This is a genomic window from Pseudarthrobacter sp. Pseusp20, assembly GCF_059492155.1.
The window spans coordinates 960,606-981,251 of the sequence record NZ_CP168521.1 but is presented as its reverse complement, the minus strand read 5'-3'; the positions used below and the strand labels follow the sequence as shown (position 1 = coordinate 981,251).

Sequence of the window (20,646 nt, the reverse complement as noted above, 5' to 3'; positions counted from 1 at the left end):
GGAACACCATGGGCTACACGCACTACTTCGCCGGCCTGCGGGCCACACCCGAGGTGATCGACGATGCGCGCCGCATCATCGCGGCCAGTCCGGTCACGATCTGTGGGCCGCAGGGCCGGGGGCTTCCGGTCATGAACGAGGCCGAGGGCATCCGGCTGAACGGCTTCGGGGCCGCCGGCGAGGCGTACGAGACGTTCCACCTGCGAGGTACCGAGGAGCCGAAGCACCCGGGAACGGCCTGGTTCTGCAAGACCGAGAACCGGCCATACGACGAGGTGGTTACCGCCATCCTGATCGCCGCTGCCTTCAGGTCTCCGGAAGTCGCGCCCGGCATGACAAGCGACGGTGAGTGGGACAACTGGTCGGCCGGCGTCGCCCTCTACGAGTCAGCTGTCGGCCCCCTCACTGAGGACGAGAAGCTGGCGTTGGAGCTCGACGTTGAAAGCAAGCGGCCGGAGCAATGACAGGCCTGGGCTTGCGGGGAAAACTAGCCCCGGCACTCCACGCGCTGACGGAGCCCGACCGGACATCACCCTCGAGGAGTTCATCGCCCGCCACACAGACGGATAAAACCCGCCGGTCAGGGGGTCGGACCTTCGACCCCTCCTTGGTCGTTGATGAAGACCTGGACCGCGACCACGTGTGCCTCGGTCAGGCCCTCGTCAGGGTTCGGCTTTTCCAGCAGGACCGGCCGGCTGTAGTTGTGGGCCCACTCGTGCACGTCCGGGCCGAGCACGTCATCGATCCACACGACTGCGTCCCAGTCCGCCTCGCCGTCGGCGTCCATCCGTTCCAGCCACCGCGCCACCGACCGGAGCTTCGGCGTCGGCTGGTCATCGTCGCCGGGCTTGGGCGTAATCGTCACCCGCAGCGGTTCCTCCTCCAGCTGCACGCGCGCTTCCAACGCGGCCACCACCTCCGGCGTCGCCGTCGAAGCCCACGCGATCCGGCCCTTGGTCGCCAGCCGCCGGACCAACGCAGCTTTCGCATCCGCAGCTCCACGTCCGAGGCGTCGCCCTCGCCCTTGATGACTTTGGGGTTCAGCACACCGTCGATGTCGAGAAGGATGATCGGCTTCATGACGTGACACTAGTCCGTCCGCCCGGCCCGGCGATAGCCGCCACCCCGTCCGCCTGTCTGCTCCGCTGGCTGGCTCCCCGGCCGCGAAGCGGACGGCGGGCGATAGCCCCAGTCGGTCTGCGGTTGAGTGCGGGACTTGCCGGTGCTGGGTTGGATGTCGCCATATTTAAGAGGGGTTCAGGAGCTTCGCGCCTTCGCCCAACCCGTGAAGTTTCCCGGCTCGTTCTCCTTCTCGTCCGTCACACTGTCCGCTTTCTTCTCGTTGAACTCTTGGCCGCTGCGCGGCCTGGCTGTTCGTCGGCGCGGTACGCCGGGCGGCGCGAGGACCTGGGCGCTGCGCGCCCGGGTCCGTTGCGGGGCCCGCCCGCCTGTGCCGGCGTCGCTGCGCTCCTTGGGGCACCGGCTGGCTGTCTTCGCTGGATGGCCTGGCCTTCCCTGCGGGGCTGAGGCGGCTGCGCCGCCCGTTGCGTGCCACTCTTCGAAGGCTTCTCGTTTTCCCCGTGGGCTTCTGGCTGGCTGGAAGGCGCTTCGCGCCAGGGAGTTGGCCCTCAAGATCTGCGGATCGTGGTCCGTTGCGCTGCACTCTGCGGTGGCTTTGCGTGGTTCTTGGCCCGGCTGCCGCCGGGCCGCTTCCTTCCCGTCGGCCTGTTCATTGTCGGTCCGTTGTCCTCGCTGCTTCGCAGCGGGGCTTCACGGGGATGGCCTTCCTTCAAGGACGAGGGCTTCGCCCTTGAAGACGGACTTCGTCCGTCGGGGCCCCGGTCCGTTGGCGATGCGGATCGTCCACCGATTCGTGGCACGCCGAGATGACTGAGAGGTTCCCCTCGCTGCTGGCGCAGCGTGTCCCACGTTCCGGTGACTCTGCGCCGAGCGCATCGGTGACCCACACCTTCCCGGGGCGAAGCCCCTTCCACCACCAGGGCTCCGCAGGACGAGGGCATGACCGGTCCACGACGTGCCTGCGCGCAGCGCCATCCAACCGGCTCACGGTCAGCCGAGGCTGGGGACAAAAGTGAAGACGCTCACCACCGCCCACTTCCTCCTCAAAGAGTTATCCACTGAGACATCCCTCCGTCGTTGAGAATATCGACCCGACCCTGAATAGTCCGTGCACAAGCTGATTGTCGCGCAGCACCAACCGCCGGAGGGTCTATATGATGATCGAGCGGCGGCTACGTACCGCTGAAAGATCTATTTGGGGGAATCTTGAGAGCACCACTTGTTTCCGCGCTGCTGATCGCATCCACACTGTTGGTCACAGGATGCGGCGGACCGGGCAGTCCGGCTGCGGCAGAACCGTCCGCGACACTCACGAAGCCTGCTGGCGACACCGTGAAGAAGGTCTCCCTGGACGATACCTGCATGGAGCTGTTCGGTTACACCAGCCTGGCAACAGACGCGATAACGTTCCTCGCAAACGTCTCGTCCCTGAACGCTGACACCGCGAAGCAGGCGGACTCCTTGGACGCCAAGCTCGGGGATGTAGAAGCTAAGGCTCAGTCGGAACTGGCCGAACCCCTCCAGGATTTCCGGTTGGTCTTCCAGGACTTCTCCCAGGCGTGGGCAAACCGCGGCACCTGGGAGCTGGACACTGCATCCATTCAGGCCGCCAAGGACGAGATTTCCGCCGTCTGCAATCCGCGGATTGATGCCCTGGCTTCGCCGGCCCCGGCGACACCGACGGCTGCTCCCGCCTTGACGGCCGAAGAAAAGTTAGTAGCTAGCGTGCGAGCTGCGCACCCTTCAATGAAGTCCACCGACGACGCCAACATGGTCAGCGTTGCGAAAAACTTCTGCACAATTTACGACACCGCCACGGCCAACGGCAAGGCCGGCCAAGCGCCCTCGACCGTAAAGGCGCTGATCACCGCGGCCGCCGGGATCACGTATACGCTCCCGGAGTTGCAGACGATCCACAAGAAAGGCGTAGAGGTTTTCTGCCCGCAGCACACCGACAAGCTAAGCTGACGCGTTCCTCAATACCAGTACCCATCTGGGCATGAGCACATAACCCGACAGCTCTAGGGGATTCCCGCCGCCGGACAGTTCGCCACCGCATGCCATGCCGAGGCGGCCTTGGCAGTGGATCGCGTCCTCTTGTCGGTGAGCTGCAGGATTTCGTTGCCCTCCTCGTCATGCCAACGTGTACATGCCGCCGGTCGACCAGGACCGGCTTGACGCACCAGTCCCCTCCCCCACCGCTGACCGGATGCGCTACACGGCGCTTAGAGCTATCCGGACCTCTCACTGCTCAGCTGACGACACTCACCGCGCAGGATAGGGCCGTGGCCCGAGTCCGAGAAGAGGAGGGCTCCTATCCAGCCAAACCAAGCGTGGGAGGGGCCTGAAGCGGAGGCGTGGGTTCCAACCCCCGCTTCCCGTGATTTGCGGGTCTTGTGTTGCCAAGACGTTGATTGGGGATCGCGGTTATCCCTGGCCTGAGGTTTCTCGGCGTCCGGGGCAACTGCGGTCTGACCCTTGAGTTGCCACCTACGCATGGTGATGAGTGCTGGGACTGAGGTGGGTGCCTAACTTCGAGTCCAGCATCCCCGCCTAACCGATCGCCCAGGGCTACGCCCGCCCCGTCACCGCAGGAGCTGCACCATCGCCACGCTGACCCCACGCCGCGCCGCGGCCGACGCAGTCCATGCTTCCCTCGTCCCCTCCGCCTGCCCCGACGACGAGCTGGCCACCCACTCCCGCCGCGACCCGTACTGGGACCGGCTGTGGGCGCCCGGCTCTCAAGCCACATGGTCCAACCGCCCCCTGCTCCAACAGCGCAAGATGGCCAAGCCGTCATCGGTGAACGCCCGCTATGTCATGGACGAGGAAGAGGCCATGCGCCTGCTCACCATCAATCAGGGCCGGCGCGAACGCCTCGCGGCGTGGGGCGTCATTGATTCCTGGCGGACCGTCTCCGCCGAACAGCTGGCGGCGATCACCGGCAGCCGACTGTTCCTGAACTCGGCGTCCTCCAATCTCGCCGCTTCCATCTCCCTGCACCTGCTCGACGTCGGCACCTACTCAGCGCCCGGCGTCTCGGAAGCCGCTCTGGACCGCAACTGCCTGTACCGTCCGTCGAACTCGGAAGCGTTCGACAAGCTCATTGCACCGGAGCTGACGTGGCCCGAGTGGATCTCCGTCACCGGCGGCTACCCGTGGTCAGGCGGCGGACAGTACGACCGGCACAACGTGCTCTCCACCGAGCTGGCTCTCCGCGCCGCAGAATACCTGCCCATCGGCGCAGTCCTGGGCGAAAAGTTCTCCACCGTCGACCTGCTCGCCGGCACCGGTCTGGGCAAAAAGGTGAAGAACCCCGACAACCGCCGGGCCGACGGCATCATCGTCCGTACCGACGGCATGCGCGTCGCCTTCGAGCTCACCGCGACCACGTCCAAGTCCCTAGAGAACAAGGTCCGCCGCTGGGCACAGCTGATCAGCGAACGTCCCCTGGAAACCTCCGGGCTCACCATCCTCTTCATCGCCGCGCCCCACCCGGACCGTCCCAAGGGCCGCGCCGGCGACCCCCGCCACGAGATCTACCGCCGGGTCGGCGCAGTGCTGAGGGAATTTCCCGGCACCGGCACCGACTCCCCCGCTGCGCGCATCGGCATCGCTGCCTGGGATGAATGGTTCCCGGCACGGCACGAGCTCTCCGAGGACTTTTTCTCCCTCTCCGCCGACTTCGCCCTCAACAGCGTCCACGGCCCGGGCAAATGGGTGAAGCGCAGCCTGCTTGACGAGTACCCTTTCGCCGCCTGGGAAACGTTCGAGGCCACCGCAGTTGTGGAGCATGCCCCGCTGCTGGCGGCCACCCCGCACTGGATGCGCACCGGCGACCGGACCCACCTCATCGGCTCACCCATGGACCGCTACGGACAGACAGCTCCGGTCCCGGTGCCCGTGCGGCCAGAACTCTCCCGCGGCCGCCCCCTCGGACAAGGAACTGGCACCGCAGGCGACGCGAAGCTCCCGTCCAGACTGAGGCTGTAATCTCCACTCGATACCGGGCTTGGTTCGCATGTGGATGGTATAGACCACAACTTCTGAGGACATGAATGAGCACGAACAATTGAGCATCTAGTCCCGCAACAGGACAGTCGAACCATACTAGGATCGCCCCAGACCATCCCGACACCGGGACCTTCAGCAACGGACGGGTCGAACCCCTCGTCACCGGCGCAGAGGCGCTGCTCGGCCGCCGGGACGCTACAGTACCTGTGTGAAGACCGCCCTCATCGCCGTAGCTGCCGCAGCCTTTGCAACAGTGGCCGGGGCTTCGCTCCACATCGCCCGCACCCTGACTACCCCGGCCGGTGAACGCCCGGAGCGAGTCCGCATCCTGGCGGCCGAGCCCGGCACCGTCACCCTTGCCGCCGACACCGACACCCTGGCCCCGGGCATCTTCAGCCTCTACTGGGGCAACCGAGCCGGACACGCCCGCATCGGGCCCATCCTCGCTCACGACCCGCGAGCCGGCACGGTCATACGCTGCGCTGAGCAGGTCTACGCCGGCCAGCTTGAACCCGGCACCTCCGGCTACTGGTCCGGATACGCCTACCCCTCCCCTGACGCGGTCGGACTGGCCGCCAACGACATCACCCTGCCGGGCCCGGCCCCCGCCTGGATGATCCCCGGGCGAGACGCAGACAGATGGGTCATCCACATCCACGGGCTCGGCGGCCGCCGGGCGATTGGTGTCAGGAACGCCCCTTTCTTTGACCGGCTCGGCTTCACCCAACTGCTGATCTCCTACCGCGGGGACGGTGACGCTCCAGCCACCACTGACGGCAAGCACCACCTCGGGCACACCGAGCTGGACGACGTCGAAACTCGCCACCAGCGCCGCCTACGCCGCCAAGTACCCCCAACCAGGTGCGGCTTGCACGATTCCCGGCTGGCCGGCACACCCAGGAATGGAACACCGACCCGCGGCTCTGGGAGGACTGGCTGGCTGGGCTGCCATAGCCCTCGTGCTCAGCTGACTATTGAACGGGCTGTGCCACTTCTTCTTCAAAAGCACCCTTCGGCGCCACCGTTACACGCGTGAATGCAGCAGGGAGGTCAACATCTTTTGACGCCAGGACAAACGTTGCCCGTTCGGCAATCTGGGCCCCATTGATATGCGCGTTATACAGGTCGACGGATTCCTTCTCCAGGGCGTTACCCGTCGCCGCATCGAGGATTTGCCCGTTCAGGCCCCTGTAGTTACCGTCTGCCCCGTACTTCGGTGACCATTGGTCGATGAAGGTGTCCACACCGATAAACGTGTACTTTCGGCCAGCCTGATCGAAGGCGGACACGCTGTACATGTTGATGAAGTCTGTCCCCAGGCGGTTGTCCACGTCGGCTACGAGGTAGGACACCGCGGCCGCGCCGGTCTTCACCCGGAATGCTTCCACGGCGGCGACTTCCTTGTCCGTAGCCGGAGTCGGCAGGGTGAACGCGATCTGCGCCCCGGACTTCGTCGTCAGCTTGAACTTACCGGCTGGCAAGAGCGACGGCTGGTTCGTCGTTGTGGCTGCTGCAGAGGAACTCTGGACTCCGGCCGTGGGTGAATTCTGGGCAGGAGGGCTTGATGAGCATCCGGCAAGCGCCAGGAGCACAAGTGCACACGATAGCTGCCGTTTCATGGTCCACCCCTGGTACTGATCGAGGACTCGTAAAATATTCTTCCACTCCGCTGCTCACGCCTCCAAAGGGCCGCAAGTCCCAAGGGCTTGTACCCTCGCAACCTTCCCTGAGCCGCACCTACGAAGGGCATGAGCACCCACACCGCACGCCAGCCCAAGGGAGTCCCGGTGGTGCACGCGAAAGGGCAGAATCCACGGCAGTCTGGATCCGCAGGAGGAAGCGATCGCGGCCGGGTCTAGGCGGAATGGCCTCCGCCTCCGCCCGGTGATTGCTCCAGGGGGCTCCGTTGGTCCACCCGCGTCCCGGGCCTAACAGTGACTGCAAATCGGCGGACGAGGTTCGCTGGCAGCAATGACTAGATTAACTGGTCGAGCTTCGTCCAGAAGGCTTCCCGGAGCGCCCGACGGACGCCCTGCAGGTCGGTCTTGTACTCACCGATCCGCTGGGCGCAGTCCTTCAGCAGGACCCTGTCGATCTCCACGGGGAGGATGGGCCGGTCGGCCAGGAGATCATTCAGTTCGCCCTGGGTGATGGTGCCGTACCAGCTGGTGGCCACGCTCTCGCCGACCTCGTAGGCGACATCCATAGGGCTGTCCTCGGCCGGCAGGATGGACGGGCCTGTGCCGCCGGAGCTGTAGACCAGATGGGCTTCCGAGCGGTGCGGCCGCGGCGTGGGAAGGACCAGGCGTTCCCGGGACGGCGGCCCCGGCCTGGCCGCCAGATCGGACGGGCGTGGGCCGGGAGCTGGAGATGGTGCAGGTGGTACGGGTGCCGGAGCAGGTGGCTGCCGCAGGGCGGTCAGGTCGGGAGTGGGCCGCGGCTCGTCGGCGACCGTCTTGGTGAAGCAGGCCTCAATCAGCTCGGTGGGCAGCGTGATGATGCTGTCCACGCGCAGCGCCAGGTGCTCGGCCACAGAGGTGACGCCGAGGCGGTGGTTGGGATTGTCCAGCCCGACAAGGACAACCTTCATGCCCAGGTCCTGGGCTTCCTCCACGGCTTCGGCCAGGTCGTCATCCCCGGACATCAGGAACGCCACCGACGCGGCCCGGTTGCGGGCGACACCGACCAGATCCAGGCCGAGCTTGAGGTCCACGCCCTTCTGCTCCCCGTTGAAGGAGATCCGGCCCAGGCGGACCTTCACGTCCGGCAGCAAGCCGATCCGCTTGTGCTCGTCGGTGAACAGGGCGTCCTTGGAGGCGTCGTACCAGTAGACCCGCAGGACATCGAGGCCTGAGTGCTCCGCGGTGCGCTTCAGGATGCCCTGGACGAGCTTCTCGTAGTCGACACGGAACGCCGAGCGCAGGGAGGTTCCGGCGACGTGGGTGCCGCCGACCGCGATGAGGAAGCCGGCATCAACAAAAATCGCACTCTGGGTCATGGGTCCACCGTAGTGAAACACTTCAACCCTTGATACAAGCCATCAACGTTTGACTCCCGTGTCGAACCGACAATAGCCTCCCCCAAGGCCGGCTGCGAAAAAACACCCAGCCGCTCAGCGCTCGATAGTTCTTATCCACTGCGCCGAAACCACACACCTCTTGCTGAGGCTCAGTCGTCTTCCCGATCCCCTTCGTCGACAGCTAAACGCCCATGACAGCTGGCTTTCTCTACCGGTTTGTGACGAGGTCCAGCAACTCAAACGGCTGCGCGGTGCCGTAAGATTCGGTGTTTCATCGAACAAATGGGGAAAAATTGAACAAACCACTCCCGGCCGCCGCCCTGGCGGCCATCTTCGCACTCACCGGCTGCGGCGGCGGAGCAAACGCTGGCCCATCTCCAGCAGCGGAAACATCGGCCGCAGTTGATCCGGCCGATGTCACCTGCAACAAGCTCTTCGACAAAGACGACGAGGGGCGCATGTTCGGCGCCGTTACCTTCCTGAGTAATCTTCCGGACCGCATCATCAAGTCAGATCAAACCAGGGCAAAGATCCTCGCCACCGACCTCGAGTATGTCAGCAATACGGCCAACGATGAGCTGAAGCCGCTCATAAACACCATGGCCAAAACACTTAATGATCTTGCCTCAGCACAGGGAACCAACTACTCGTACGACGCTGAACCTTTCAAGACCGCCGGCAAGAAGATCATCGACGACTGCCCGACCCAAGCCGCATCATATGGACAAGCCAAGCGCGACAAGGAAGCCCAGGCAAAGGCCGCCGCTGACGCCGCTGCAAAAAAGGCAGCTGATGAGGCCGCCGCAAAGGCTGCTGCAGAGGCTGCTGCCGCCCCGAAGGATTACTCCGGTGTCGGCGATGACGTCGTGAACATCACCAAGCACGGCACTGGGGCCGAGGTCGCCATCATTCAGCACAGCGGCGGCAGCAACTTCGCCGTGCACACCTTGGACTCATCCCTCGAGAAGACCGATCTGCTGGTCAACGAGATCGGCCCATACAGCGGCACAGTCCTGTTCGACGTACGTTCCAGCAACGGCCAGACCACGGCCCTGAAGGTTACCGCCGGCGGCGCCTGGACTATCAAGCTGCTTCCTCTGACCAGCGTCCGGAAGCTAGACGGTTCGGCGCCAATGACAGGGCACGGGGATGACGTCTTTTACTACACCGGCGCGGCGAAAGCGGCAACGTTCACGCATAACGGGACGTCCAACATTGCGGTCCATAGCTATGGCACACGGGCGGACCTCCTCGTGAACGAGATCGGCGCCTACACCGGGACGGTGGTTTGGACGCCCGGGCTGTACCAGGTTACCGCCGACGGCGACTGGTCAGCGACCATCAAATAGTCCTCTGGACCGGCACCTTGCCAGACCGTCAAATCGCACGGACAGCCGAGGGCTTAGCAGGCGCTTTACGGACGTTCAGAGAGCCGTCCCGCACCCGAGCGGGGCGGCTCTCGTGCTTGAAAATTGGGTAGCCTCAATGAAGGCGGCAACTGCCTGAGCCAAAAACGATTTGCAGCTAGGGCAGAATGGGCCCATGTGCGGCAGATACGTGATGTCCAAGGCCACAGGTGACCTTCTGTCCTCCTTTGAGGCCAAGGAGGTGGAGGGCACTCCGCCGCCGCCGAGCTGGAACGTGGCGCCCACCCAGGCCGTGCCGATCGTCGCCGAGCGGCTGGACGAGGGCAGCATCGAACGGCACCTCCTCATCGCGAAGTGGGGACTGGTCCCGTCATGGGCGAAGGACGCCAAGATCGGCTCCAGGATGATCAACGCCCGCAGCGAGTCGATCCTGGAGAAGCCCTCGTTCCGGAAGGCCGCGGTCAAGCGCCGGGCGATCATCCCGGCCGAGGGCTACTACGAGTGGCAGAAGACCGATGACGGGAAGAAGATCCCGAACTACCTGTACTCGGAGAAGGAGCCGCTGCTCGGCTTCGCCGGCCTGTACGAGTGGTGGGCCGACCCGTCCCTGCCCGAGGACGACCCGGAACGGTGGCTGCTCAGCTGCACCGTGCTGACCACCACCGCGCAGGACGCCCTGGGCCACGTCCACGACCGCAGCCCGGTCATCATTCCGCGGGACCGCTTCGCCGAATGGCTGGACCCGGACCTGACCGACAGGACCGACGTCCAGCATCTGCTGGACTCCCTGCCGGAGCCGGCCCTGGTCCCGCGGATCGTCAGCACCCGGGTCAACAGCGTCCGGAACAACGGGCCCGAGCTGATTGAGCCGGCCGAGTGAGCGCCTTCAGTGTCACCGTCGCGTTCCCGAACGCCCTGCTGTGGCTCATGGCAGAGGACGACGGGGATCTCGTCATCCCTGACATCGACGGCGTCGCCAACTTGTGGACCAGCCAGAACGCCTGGGGCGTGGCTGTCCAGCACGACGCCGAAGGCGAAGTGGAGCTGACTATCGGGCCGAACCCGCCGGAGGGCCGGTCCCTGATGCGGCTCCATGAGGGCGTCCTGCACACCAGGCGGCGGCTCATCGACGTCCAGACCGTCTACCTCGACAGCATCGCCAAGCTCCGGACCAAAACCCAGGACGCCGCTATCGTCATCTGGGGCGATGACCCGCGTCAGCCGGAACACGTCCACCTCCAGTGCCAGGACATCGAGGAGATCCAGTGATCGAGGACCTGCGGGCCCACTACGCCAAGACCATCGGCACCGAGCCGATCCTGCATGAAATGAACACCCGGTCCGGCAAGCGCATGGGCGTCTTCGAATGGCCGACCGGCACCTCACGGCTGAGTGTCCACTTCTACGCCTCCGCCGGCGCCGGGCACTACTGGAAGGACAATCACCCGCACGCGGTGGAGCTGTTCGCCGGGGTGAACCACGGGAGCCAGGAAGTCCTCGAGGCCTTCGCCGACATGGCCCTGCACGTCCACGACTCCGGTACCGTCCCCCAGCACGGCGTCTTCGTCGCCGGCAACTGGACGATCATCGAGGGCCGCAAATTTACCGGATGGGTCCTCACCGAGCGGCCCGACAACTTCATGCCGAACCTGGACCTTCCCGACGGTGGCCACGTGACCTTCCTGGACGCCCTGCCCGTCTTCCCCGAAGAGGCTGAGTACAGGCACGGCGACCGCTCAGATGACCTCTTGGACATCTGGGAGGCCGAAGGCGTCAGCTCTTGGGATCTGGATCGCGAGTTGCCAGCGGGGATCGAACCGCGGCGGAGCGGTGCCGCCGCCATGCTGGGGCGAGTCTTGGGACGCAGTTAGACACTGCTACCCGCCATACTCTGAGTTGCCAGTGCTCACCTCGGACCCACGGAACAATGGTCTGCAAAAGCAGGGGCGGAAGCAACAGCACCAATGGCGAATCGGCTGCTTCTAAGCTGATCCATGGCGTTTGAGCCCCCCCACGGTAGGGGCCGCTACGATTAGAGGTAGATGTCAGGCTGCCACAAGACCCGTCGCTTCCCCTGTCGGTGGTCAGCGTTAGCCTGTGACTGATGTTGAACTCTTGCAGAGCTGAGGTGGGTGAACCAAATCATGGATCTAGCGTCCGAACGTGCAGCCCTCGTCTCGCTGTTACATCCTCCTCAGGAGTTCAAGTGGGCCCCCCTCCGCGATGTCCTGCTAGAAGACGAGGTTCTGCCCAGTCAGATGCTGGAGGAAAGAGCTCGACGTGGACTGTTTTCTAGTACCACTGAATCGCTGGAGCATTCCTCCGCTCTAATTGCCAAGTGGGAAAGCAGCGGCACCCGTTTTCTTACCTATCTCGATCCCGAATACCCTCGCCAGTTGCGTGAAGTCCACGACCTTCCGCCTTTCGTCTTTGCCCGCGGCGAGCTTAGTCCCCCGGGTGTTAGTGAGCGCGGAATCAGCATCGTTGGATCTAGAGAGGCTTCGGCCGCAGCACTCTCCGACGCTTCCAGCCTCGCCTTTCGACTTGCGCGCATGAGTATCCCGGTGGTGTCCGGGCTTGCTGCAGGCGTTGACTCCGCGGCTCACACTGCAGCACTTCGGGCATCGGGTCGAACTGTGGGGGTCATAGGCACAGGGATCGACCGCTTTTATCCGAAGTCATCAGAACACCTGCAGAAGGAGATCGAGCGTAGGGGCGGGATGGTGTTGTCGCAGTTTTGGCCTGGCACAGGCCCGACTAGGTACAACTTCCCAATGCGGAACGCCGTTATGTCCGCCTTCTCGGCAGCAACGGTGATAGTTGAGGCATCCGAGAAGTCGGGGACAAAGCACCAGGCTATGAGGGCGGTCTCCCATGGCCGGCCCCTGATCCTTTCCGCCGTTGTCGCAGCTACCACCTCCTGGGGCCGTAAACTCTCAAGCGATCCCGATCGGTTGGATGTGACCGTGGTGTCTTCCGTGAGCGAGGCGGCGGAAGTAGCAGCCTTTAAGGCGAGGCCGGTGCGTGCCATACCGCCGATGCCCGTAGAGATGGCTGCAGCTTGGTAGGCCTGCCTGAGCAACTGAAAGGGACGCTCCCAGAGGTAGCTCAGATCATGCGCAACCCGGGTCGGCCTATCGCCAGCGGAGCAGGCAATTCCGGGGCAACCTTACCTAGCCTGGACTACTGCGAGTTGTGTATGCGGCCCATCGAGTTTGGCTACTCATACTGTTACCAATGCCTTACGGCGGTGCGAAAGTTCGGGATGGAAATGCCCGACTTGGTGCTACCACTCACGTATGCCGGGGCGACAGAGCAGTCCAGGCGTGACGTGTATGACTATAAGGGAACGCCCCAGAATGTCGCCGCTGTAAGGCGCCTTTCCATCCTGGTTGCGTATTTCACCAATTTCCACTCAGGATGTGTCCGTCGGCATACGGGTGCCCCTCTGACTTCCGTCGTAAGCGTCCCGTCAGGGCGGAACCGAAATCCCCACCCGTTGAGCGAATTCCTGCGCTACTTCCCCGAGTCGCTGAAAAAGTCCCAAGCAATCTTCACTGGCGTGCCCCGTCAAGGACGAGCGGCGGGAATTAACCCAGATGAGTTCGACTTCTCCAGTGCGCCCACTGGGGATCACTTGCTAATACTCGAAGACTCATGGGTGTCTGGGAGCAATGTGCTGTCACTGGCAGTTCAGGCAAAACGTCAGGGTGCCGCACGAGTGTCGATACTGTCAGTGGCGAGATACCTCACTCCTGACACAGTTACGAGTGAGTGGCTGCAGACCCAAGCTGCGAAGACGCCGTATGACCCATTCTTCTGTCCGGTGACGCGCGGCGCTTGTCCGCAACCCTTAGCAGGAGAGTCACTACCCAACCGGACCTGATCACCTTGCCAGCACGTACACACCGTCTCAATCTGCCACGAGATGCGCCCCTACCCCACCCCTCTTAGTCCGGAAGGACCCCCGTTCTGGCGTTCAAACCGCCCATCCTTCCAACTCAGGTGGTCGGTCGCAAAAGGACCAGCGGCTAGCACCAGGTAGGCGCTCAAGATTCATCCATCAGATTCAACTGATGTGGGACGGAGAGTCTCAACGTGCGCCACCTGACTAAGGACGGTAAAATAGCCATAAATCAACCATGCTGGGGCTAGTTGTGGTCCCACAGAGGCCGACACTACCAGCGAGAACGTGGGTGCGTCCGGGGGGAACCTAGTCTTCAAGAAGCCAAGCCATGTCTATGCCGGATGAGTAGTCGGGCACGAGGTCTGGGCGCTGGATGTAATGCTTTCGCGTTGTCGCAGGTGATGAATGCCCCAACTGTTTCTGCGCTGCCTCATCGCTGAATGCCTCGGCAATAACGCTGCCCACGGTGGATCGAAAGGTATGCGGTGTGATCTTCTCGCTCAGGCAGGCGTCCTTCATCGCTTTCTTGAGATCCGATCGAAAATTGCTCAGCCTAACGAAAGTACCGTTGCGGGTAGGGAACACAGCGTTTGTACGCGTCTCGCCCCTATTTGCATATCGCCGACGCAGCATCTGCTGCAAGACCGGATTAGTCAGCTGGAGCGTCCTGTGGCTTTTCGACGACTTCGGATAACTCTGCCGATAAAAGGCGCCCTTCCGTTCCACGAGCGTTCCACTCACGGTAAAAAGAACCCGGTCACCTTTAACGTGCACGTCGTCCCACCTAGCTCCCAGCGCTTCTCCGATGCGGAGTCCGGTACCTCTAAGCAGCAGGATTACGTCTGACAACCTGCTCGTCGGTCGTGGACCGCCAATCCCTGACTCAGGATGACGCGGCTGCACGGCTTCTTGAACTGCTGCCAACGTGGCAGGCGCCAGTCTAACCGGCACTTTCTGTCTGTTAGGGACTTTCGAAACAAAGCGGACCGGGTTGTCGAGTCGGTGGCCTTGTCGAACGGCGTAGTCCATGATTTGGCTGAGAACCTGCTTGGCCATGTCAGCGGTTCTGTAGCCCTTCCCAGGTTTCTTCTGGTAAATGCCGTGGATAGCCTTCTCGAAATGAGGAGTCCTCAACTCGTCAAGAAGGAAATGCCCGAGGAGCGGAAGTACATGGATGCGCAGGTTGTTCTCGTAGGACGTCCATGTTTGAATTCGTATTTGGTCGGTAGGGGGAGTACCGGTTTGCTTGGCCTCATCAATCTCTACTGGCGCAGGTTTACGCAAGACCAGCCAGTCTTCGGCAACTTCTGCAAAGGTCAGAGAAGTCGCCTGATTTGCCTGCTCGACCTCCTTCTTCAGACGTTCGGCTTCCTCCTTCAGCCGCTCGGACCGTGCTCGGGCCTCAGCGACTGCGCGGCGCATTGCTGCTTCCACAGCAACTTTGGTACGTCCCGCGCGCCTGACCGGGTGTCGAACTCCGGCGTCATCGTTGTAGTAGCTCCTGGCTATCCACCGTCCGTCCGCCCCCTGCTTCGGGTCGTTGCCAAATAACTGCCATGCTGGGGTCTTTGCGCGAGCCATCAGGAGACCTTCTTCGTCTGGTGCTCCACCCAGGTATTTACATCGTCCCTGCGGTAAAGGACGCGGCCACGGCCGATCCGGATGTAGTCAGGGCCGATGTCCTGGCTTGCCCAGTTTGCAAGCGTGGCAGGGCTGAGGCGCATATGCTCAGCGGCTTCCTTGCGCGTCAGCCAGATGGTCTTGTCAGTGTCTTCATTTTGGTAGGTCACGCTGGTCTCTATGCAGGAACCGGCGTGGCGGCTGCTCCGGGTGGGGTGTGCGGCCCGAGGGCACACTTTCGGACACACTTTGAAAAGTGATGAGCAGGGACGTCCGTGAATACTTCGTATGGGAAAAACAGCTAGATGATGGGCTCCATGGCATGAACGGGAATAGGCAGGACCATGCGGGAAACCTTCACTCGTAATGAAAAGGTCATCAGTTCGATTCTGATAGGAAGCTCGGGATAAACCCCGGACAGCCCCTGTTTTCAGGGGTTTCCGGGGTTTTTCGCTGGTTAAGCGGGTAGTACTGCCTGAGGGCAGGGCACATGATGGGAACCCCTCCCGGCCACGATCCAAAGACAGTGCTGGCCGCCCGGAACGTGCGCCAAGCAGGCCCTGGACGTCAGTCCGCCAGGGCTATTGACGGGAGCGAGCTGCCGCTGAAACCACCACAACGCGCCGTTCTACGCCCACTTCGCACGAACCGGGGGCGTTCCCCGAAAACTGCTGCAGCGACTTTGGCGCGAACTCCACACCTGACCATCTGCTCATGGTCGGCGGGCCAATCACCGACACTGCGCAACCCGTCCCGGACCAGCCGCCGCCGCTGTGGGACATGCCCAAATGGACGCCCCGTAACCCCAGTTCCACGTACGGACCCGGACTACAATTGGCCCGTTCGTGCGCTTCGATTCGTCGCCGACCACCCTGGTCATCAATAGAAAGTCCTCAATGACACCCCCTTCTGACCACCCGGTTCCGGCCCAGGTCTCCCTGAAGCAGGACTCAAGCCTGGACCAGGCTCCCCTGGTCCGCTGGCTGCTCGCCAACCAGGTGGCCCCCGCCGGCCCGGAGGCCAAGGAAGACCATAAACCCAACGCCTGGTGGAAGGTCATGTGCCTGACCGGAGTCGACTACTTCTCCACCTTGTCCTACCTGCCAGGCATCGCCGCCCTGGCTGCCGGCGCCCTCTCCCCACTGGCCACGTTGCTGATTGTGGCCCTGACGTTGCTGGGGATGCTTCCCATGTACCGCAGGGTCGCGCAGGAAAGCCCCCACGGGCAAGGATCGGTGGCAATGTTGGAGAAGCTGCTGCCGTTCTGGCGCGGCAAGTTCTTCGTCCTGCTGCTCCTGGGCTTCGTCGCAACCTCCTGGATCATCACGATCACCCTCTCCGGCGCTGACGCGACCGTCCACCTGCTCGAGAACCCGCTCATCCCCGAGGCCCTCAAGGGCAGCGCCGTCATCATCACCGTGATCCTGCTTCTGATCCTCGGCGGGGTGTTCCTGCTCGGCTTCAACGAAGCTGTAGGTGTGGCGATCCCCCTGGTGGCCATCTACCTGCTCCTCAATGCCGCCGTTGTGGTGGCTGGGTTCCTCCACCTGGCCGCGGATCCGTCGCTGGTCAGCGGCTGGACCGACCGGCTGTTCTCCAGCGGCGGCGGCCCGATCGGGCTGGTCAGCCCTGCCATCATCGCCTTCCCGCTGCTGGTCCTGGGCCTGTCCGGCTTCGAAACCGGCGTCTCCATGATGCCGCTGATCAAGGCCACGGGACGCACACCCGAGGAAGCGATGGCCTCCCGGGTCAAAAACACCCGCAAGCTGCTCACCACGGCCGCCCTCATCATGAGCGTCTACCTCATGTCCACCAGCTTCATCACCACGGTCATGATCCCCGCCAAGGAATTCGAGGAGGGTGGACAGGCCAACGGACGCGCCCTCGCGTTCCTCGCCCACGACCTGTTCGGAGCCGGGTTCGGTACCGTCTACGACATCTCCAGCGCCCTGATCCTCTGGTTCGCCGGCGCGTCCGCCATGGCAGGGCTGATCAACATCGTGCCGCGGTACCTGCCCGCCTACGGAATGGCACCGGAATGGGCCCGCGCGGTCCGCCCCGTGGTGTTGGTCTACACCGTCCTGAGCATCGGCATCACCATCGCGTTCCGCGCTGACGTGAACGCCCAGGCCGGCGCGTACGCCACCGGGATCCTGGCCATGATGGTCTCCGGGGCGGTCGCCGTCACGGTCTCGGCCATCCGGCGCCGGAGCAGGGCCGGGGCCGTCGGCTTCGGCATCCTGACCCTGATCCTGCTGTACGCCCTGGGCGACAACGTCCTCGAAAAACCGGACGGGATCGTCATCTCGGCGTTCTTCATCGCCGGGATCATCGCGGTCTCGCTCATCTCGCGGGTCACCCGCTCCACCGAACTGCGCGTGGACACCATTGAATTCGATGAGGCCGCCCGCCAGTTCATCACAGACTCGATTGCCTTCGACGGCGACCTGCACATCATCGCCAACAAGAAGCAAAGCGGTGATAAGGCTGAGTACGCCGAGAAGGAGTACGAACAGCGGGGGCTGAACCCGGTTCCGGGCCCAGCCGACGTTATCTTTCTCGAGGTCGAGATCTCCGACCCGTCGGACTTCACGCACACGCTCCGGGTCGAAGGTCTTGAAGTCGAGGGCTACCGGGTGCTTAGGGTGAAATCCCCGGCCGTGCCAAATGCCATCGCGGCGGTCCTGCTGGCGATGCGGAACTCCACCGGCGTGAAACCGCAGTGCTATTTCGAGTGGTCCGAGGGAAGCCCGGTGGCGCACCTGATGCGTTATCTTTTCCTCGGGCAGGGTGACACCCCGCCGCTGGTGCGGGAGATCCTCCGCGAGATTGAACCCGACCAGGCGGCAAGGCCAGGCATTCACGTCGGCTGACGAGCGCGGCGCGGAAGGCCAAGCCGGTGTCCGCAGGATTGAACGTGAAGGGGGCGCTCCGGCGTCCCCTACCGGCCGCCGAACCTGGTCAGCTACCTTCAGGGCCGCCCTGACAACCGCTCCTGTCCGGGCCGCCCAGGGAAGGGAACTTAGGAACGGCCTGCCCCGAACCGGGACGCCGAGCTGCCACCGCCAGGCCCGGATCCGCACTTTATTACGCCCGCCACCCCGGGTGCAGCGCGAGGTTCAGGGAACGGCAAGAAAGCCAAGGTATCCTCCCCACATGACCACCCGCTTCCAGGCTGCTGTTCCGCGCGCCGCGGCACATGCAAGCAGCTTCGGCCACGTCCTGCCGTACACCCCCGGAGGCCCGGCCCGGCGGGGCAGGACAAGCGCCCACTTCGCTGCGTTGGGGGGATCCCAGGGGTGAACCAGCACGCACCCCGGCACATGAACCAGGACGGGAAAGGACCCGCCCGCAGGACCATCCTCCTGGCAGCCGTGCTGACGTTGTCGGCCGCCGTGCCCGACCTGCAGCCGCAACCAGGGCACCCTTCCGCGGCACAGGACACGTCCGCGGACACCGCCAACGGTCCGGCGGACGGCTCCGCGCCGCTGTCGCATACCGGCTCCGACGGCGACGGGCCGGCATCCAGGACGCCGGCAGGCACCGTGCCCGCCCGGGCACAGATCATCGACACCTATGCGAAGCGCCAGGCCCACTACTGGGGCCTGGAGGCACCCGGCGTCCTGACGCGGCTGCCGCCCGGATCACAGGGCATCGCCCTCACCTTCGACTTTTGCGGCGGTCCCGGCGGCAGCGGTTACGATCAGGTGCTGATTGATACCCTGCGCCAACGGCACGTCCCGGCAACGCTGTTCCTGAATTCGCGGTGGATCACAGCCAACCCGGCCACGGCCCGTCAGCTGGCAGCGGATCCGCTCTTTGAGATCGCCAACCACGGGACGTCCCATAAGCCGTTGTCCACCGTCGGCAACACGGCCTACGGCATCCCGGGCACCAGGAACGCGGGGGAAGTCTATGACGAGGTCATACCCAACGACGGCGTCCTGGCCGGCATCACCGGTAAGCGTCCCCGGTACTTCCGCCCGGGCACCGCGTACATGGATGACATCGCCGTGGACATCCTGAATACCTTGGGCGTGAAGCCGGCAGGCTTCAGCATCAATGGCGACGGCGGCGCCACCTATCCCGCCGCCGTCGTCGCCAAAGAAGTGGGAAAGGCCCGGGCCGGAGATGTGGTCATCTGCCATGGAAACCACCCCAACGGCGGAACGGCGGAAGGCGTGAAGCAGGCGGTGGACAAGCTGCTGGCAGCAGGAATCTCCTTCACCCATCTGCCCTGAGCATGCCTCCGGAGCTCCGCCGGCCGGGTAGGTGCTGATCCATACGTTAGCGAACGCAGGACCCCGTCGATGCGCGATGGCGGGCGCCACCTTCCGGGTTTCGCCGGGAACTAATCCGGCCTGCCCACCACCACCTGGGCCGGGCTGTGGGTGACGTAGCCGTTGGCCCAGGAGAACAGCGCCCTGACTTTCTGCTGGAATCCGGGCAGCAGGGCCAGGTGGACCGCCAGCCAGGACACGAACGCCAGTGGGCCCTGCAGTTGCAGGCGGCGGCGCCCCAGCTCCGCGACCGCTGCGCCGCGTCCCACCATGGCCATATACCCCTTGTCCCAGTACCGGAAAGGCTGGCGCACACCGCCGGTAAGGTCTGCATAGATATTGCGGGCCGCCCACTTGCCTGATTGCTGCGCAACCGACCCGAGCTGCGGCAGTTTGTTTCCAGTGGCATCGGTGATGTTGGCGGAGTCCCCCAGCACGTAAACGCCGTCAAAATCAGGGACTGTCAGATCGGCCTGCACGTCCACCCTGCCGCCCTTGCCCTGTTTCAGGCCGGACCCGGTAATGATCCGGCCGGCCTGGAGGCCACCGGCCCACACCACCACCCGGCCGGGAATAACGGTGCCGTCCTTGAGGGTCACGCCGTCCGGGCGGACCTCACCAACAGGCTGGCCCATGTGCAGCTGTACGCCCAGCTTGGTCAGGCGGTCCCGCGCATACGCCTGCGACTTTTCGGAGAACGCGGCAAGGACGTTCGGAACCATATCCACCAGGTGGACATGGCACCGGGCAGCCAGCCCCGGCGAGAAGTATTTTGGCACGATGTATTTGACGTTCTCCGCCAAGGCGCCTGCAGTTTCCACACCAGTGGGACCCCCGCCCACCACGACCACGTCGGCTTCCGCCCCGGGCTCGCGGTCAGCTTCGTCCAAAACAGCAGTGATCGCGGCGCTCAGGCGCGTTGCGTCCGCCACCGAGTACAGCGGGTAGGCGTGCTCTTCGGCGCCCGGGGTGTTGAAGAAGTTCGGTACGGCCCCGGTGGCGATGACCAGGATCCTGGCCCGGTAGCTGGAGCCGTCTGCGGTGGTGACGGTGCGGTTGGCCGCATCGATAGACGTCACCTCCGCGGTGAGGACGCGGACATTGTTGACCTTGCGGAACTCCGACCTGAGCGGCCGGGTGACCGCCGAGACGCCAATCTGGGATGCAGCCACCTGGTACAGGAGCGGCTGGAACTGCTGGTAATTGTTGGCATCGAGCAACAGCACCCGGACTCCCTTGCGGCCCAACTCCTCAGCCGCCGTCTTTCCGGCGAATCCGCCGCCAACCACGATGACCTGGTATGAATCGTCCATTCGTGCAACTTACCCCTCCGGGCCGATGAGTAACAGAGTGCCGAGG

At 63.9% G+C, this 20,646-nt stretch carries 17 protein-coding genes; 11 read left to right on the top strand and 6 right to left on the bottom strand.

Annotated elements, in window-relative coordinates; translation table 11 throughout:
* Window positions 1-8 precede the first annotated feature (8 nt).
* Window positions 9-464: a hypothetical protein gene (locus ACEN9K_RS04720; RefSeq protein ID WP_495635264.1), complete on the top strand. Its 456-nt coding sequence runs from the start codon at window positions 9-11 to the stop codon at window positions 462-464.
* Between the two features lie 116 nt (window positions 465-580).
* On the opposite strand, the gene ACEN9K_RS04715 is transcribed toward ACEN9K_RS04720, so the two are convergent.
* Window positions 581-892, bottom strand: a complete 312-nt coding sequence (locus ACEN9K_RS04715; RefSeq protein ID WP_495635263.1) for an HAD domain-containing protein — start codon at window positions 890-892, stop codon at window positions 581-583.
* Window positions 893-2,412: 1,520 nt separating this feature from the next.
* Here ACEN9K_RS04715 and ACEN9K_RS04710 point away from each other — a divergent pair.
* The 3 genes from ACEN9K_RS04710 (at window position 2,413) to ACEN9K_RS04700 (ending at window position 6,130) form a co-directional block, all read left to right on the top strand.
* Window positions 2,413-3,048, top strand: coding sequence for a hypothetical protein (locus ACEN9K_RS04710; RefSeq protein WP_495635262.1), 636 nt, complete (start codon window positions 2,413-2,415; stop codon window positions 3,046-3,048).
* Between the two features lie 816 nt (window positions 3,049-3,864).
* Window positions 3,865-5,073, top strand: a complete 1,209-nt coding sequence (locus tag ACEN9K_RS04705) for a hypothetical protein (protein WP_495635261.1) — start codon at window positions 3,865-3,867, stop codon at window positions 5,071-5,073.
* A gap of 229 nt (window positions 5,074-5,302) precedes the next feature.
* A complete protein-coding gene (locus ACEN9K_RS04700; protein WP_495635260.1) occupies window positions 5,303-6,130 on the top strand; it encodes a DUF8805 domain-containing protein in 828 nt (275 codons plus the stop codon).
* Here ACEN9K_RS04700 and ACEN9K_RS04695 read toward each other — a convergent pair.
* Together ACEN9K_RS04695 and ACEN9K_RS04690 are read right to left on the bottom strand one after the other, a co-directional pair.
* The gene (locus ACEN9K_RS04695; protein WP_495635259.1) at window positions 6,066-6,575 is read right to left on the bottom strand and encodes a hypothetical protein; all 510 of its coding nucleotides are present in this window, start codon (window positions 6,573-6,575) and stop codon (window positions 6,066-6,068) included. The genes ACEN9K_RS04700 and ACEN9K_RS04695 overlap by 65 nt on opposite strands.
* A gap of 494 nt (window positions 6,576-7,069) precedes the next feature.
* Window positions 7,070-8,092: an NYN domain-containing protein gene (locus ACEN9K_RS04690; RefSeq protein ID WP_495635258.1), complete on the bottom strand. Its 1,023-nt coding sequence runs from the start codon at window positions 8,090-8,092 to the stop codon at window positions 7,070-7,072.
* A gap of 314 nt (window positions 8,093-8,406) precedes the next feature.
* Here ACEN9K_RS04690 and ACEN9K_RS04685 point away from each other — a divergent pair, with 314 nt between their 5' ends.
* The 5 genes from ACEN9K_RS04685 (at window position 8,407) to ACEN9K_RS04665 (ending at window position 12,548) form a co-directional block, all read left to right on the top strand.
* Entirely contained in the window at window positions 8,407-9,462 is a 1,056-nt protein-coding gene (locus tag ACEN9K_RS04685) for a hypothetical protein (RefSeq protein WP_495635257.1), read from the top strand.
* A gap of 193 nt (window positions 9,463-9,655) precedes the next feature.
* Complete coding sequence (locus tag ACEN9K_RS04680) at window positions 9,656-10,360, top strand: SOS response-associated peptidase (RefSeq protein WP_495635256.1); 705 nt, start codon at window positions 9,656-9,658, stop codon at window positions 10,358-10,360.
* Window positions 10,357-10,749, top strand: a complete 393-nt coding sequence (locus tag ACEN9K_RS04675) for a hypothetical protein (protein ID WP_495635255.1) — start codon at window positions 10,357-10,359, stop codon at window positions 10,747-10,749. The genes ACEN9K_RS04680 and ACEN9K_RS04675 overlap by 4 nt, the downstream gene beginning before the upstream one ends.
* On the top strand, window positions 10,746-11,351 hold the full coding sequence (locus ACEN9K_RS04670) for a suppressor of fused domain protein (protein WP_495635254.1): 606 nt from the start codon (window positions 10,746-10,748) through the stop codon (window positions 11,349-11,351). Before ACEN9K_RS04675 ends, ACEN9K_RS04670 begins: the two co-directional genes overlap by 4 nt.
* A gap of 273 nt (window positions 11,352-11,624) precedes the next feature.
* Window positions 11,625-12,548, top strand: coding sequence for a DNA-processing protein DprA (locus tag ACEN9K_RS04665; RefSeq protein ID WP_495635253.1), 924 nt, complete (start codon window positions 11,625-11,627; stop codon window positions 12,546-12,548).
* 1,145 nt (window positions 12,549-13,693) lie between these two features.
* Here the strand turns inward: ACEN9K_RS04665 and ACEN9K_RS04660 are convergent.
* Together ACEN9K_RS04660 and ACEN9K_RS04655 are read right to left on the bottom strand one after the other, a co-directional pair.
* Complete coding sequence (locus ACEN9K_RS04660; protein ID WP_495635252.1) at window positions 13,694-14,968, bottom strand: tyrosine-type recombinase/integrase; 1,275 nt, start codon at window positions 14,966-14,968, stop codon at window positions 13,694-13,696.
* Complete coding sequence (locus ACEN9K_RS04655) at window positions 14,968-15,177, bottom strand: helix-turn-helix transcriptional regulator (protein WP_495635251.1); 210 nt, start codon at window positions 15,175-15,177, stop codon at window positions 14,968-14,970. The genes ACEN9K_RS04660 and ACEN9K_RS04655 overlap by 1 nt, the downstream gene beginning before the upstream one ends.
* Before the next feature lie 726 nt (window positions 15,178-15,903).
* On the opposite strand from ACEN9K_RS04655, the gene ACEN9K_RS04650 reads away from it, so the two are divergent.
* Window positions 15,904-17,880 carry an APC family permease gene (locus ACEN9K_RS04650; RefSeq protein ID WP_495635250.1) on the top strand — a complete coding sequence of 659 codons (1,977 nt, stop codon included), beginning with the start codon at window positions 15,904-15,906 and terminating at the stop codon, window positions 17,878-17,880.
* Between the two features lie 426 nt (window positions 17,881-18,306).
* On the top strand, window positions 18,307-19,248 hold the full coding sequence (locus ACEN9K_RS04645) for a polysaccharide deacetylase family protein (RefSeq protein WP_495635249.1): 942 nt from the start codon (window positions 18,307-18,309) through the stop codon (window positions 19,246-19,248).
* A gap of 110 nt (window positions 19,249-19,358) precedes the next feature.
* Here the strand turns inward: ACEN9K_RS04645 and ACEN9K_RS04640 are convergent, their stop codons facing one another.
* Window positions 19,359-20,600, bottom strand: coding sequence for an NAD(P)/FAD-dependent oxidoreductase (locus tag ACEN9K_RS04640; protein ID WP_018771203.1), 1,242 nt, complete (start codon window positions 20,598-20,600; stop codon window positions 19,359-19,361).
* Between the last annotated feature and the right edge of the window lie 46 nt (window positions 20,601-20,646).

Excerpts from the sequence above, each read along its gene's own strand:
- ACEN9K_RS04720 (WP_495635264.1), top strand. The coding sequence starts at position 9 with ATGGGCTACACGCACTACTTCGCCGGCCTGCGGGCCACACCCGAGGTG.
- ACEN9K_RS04705 (WP_495635261.1), top strand. The coding sequence starts at position 3,865 with ATGGCCAAGCCGTCATCGGTGAACGCCCGCTATGTCATGGACGAGGAA.
- ACEN9K_RS04690 (WP_495635258.1), bottom strand. The coding sequence starts at position 8,092 with ATGACCCAGAGTGCGATTTTTGTTGATGCCGGCTTCCTCATCGCGGTC.
- ACEN9K_RS04680 (WP_495635256.1), top strand. The coding sequence starts at position 9,656 with ATGTGCGGCAGATACGTGATGTCCAAGGCCACAGGTGACCTTCTGTCC.
- ACEN9K_RS04665 (WP_495635253.1), top strand. The coding sequence starts at position 11,625 with ATGGATCTAGCGTCCGAACGTGCAGCCCTCGTCTCGCTGTTACATCCT.
- ACEN9K_RS04660 (WP_495635252.1), bottom strand. The coding sequence starts at position 14,968 with ATGGCTCGCGCAAAGACCCCAGCATGGCAGTTATTTGGCAACGACCCG.
- ACEN9K_RS04650 (WP_495635250.1), top strand. The coding sequence starts at position 15,904 with ATGACACCCCCTTCTGACCACCCGGTTCCGGCCCAGGTCTCCCTGAAG.
- ACEN9K_RS04640 (WP_018771203.1), bottom strand. The coding sequence starts at position 20,600 with ATGGACGATTCATACCAGGTCATCGTGGTTGGCGGCGGATTCGCCGGA.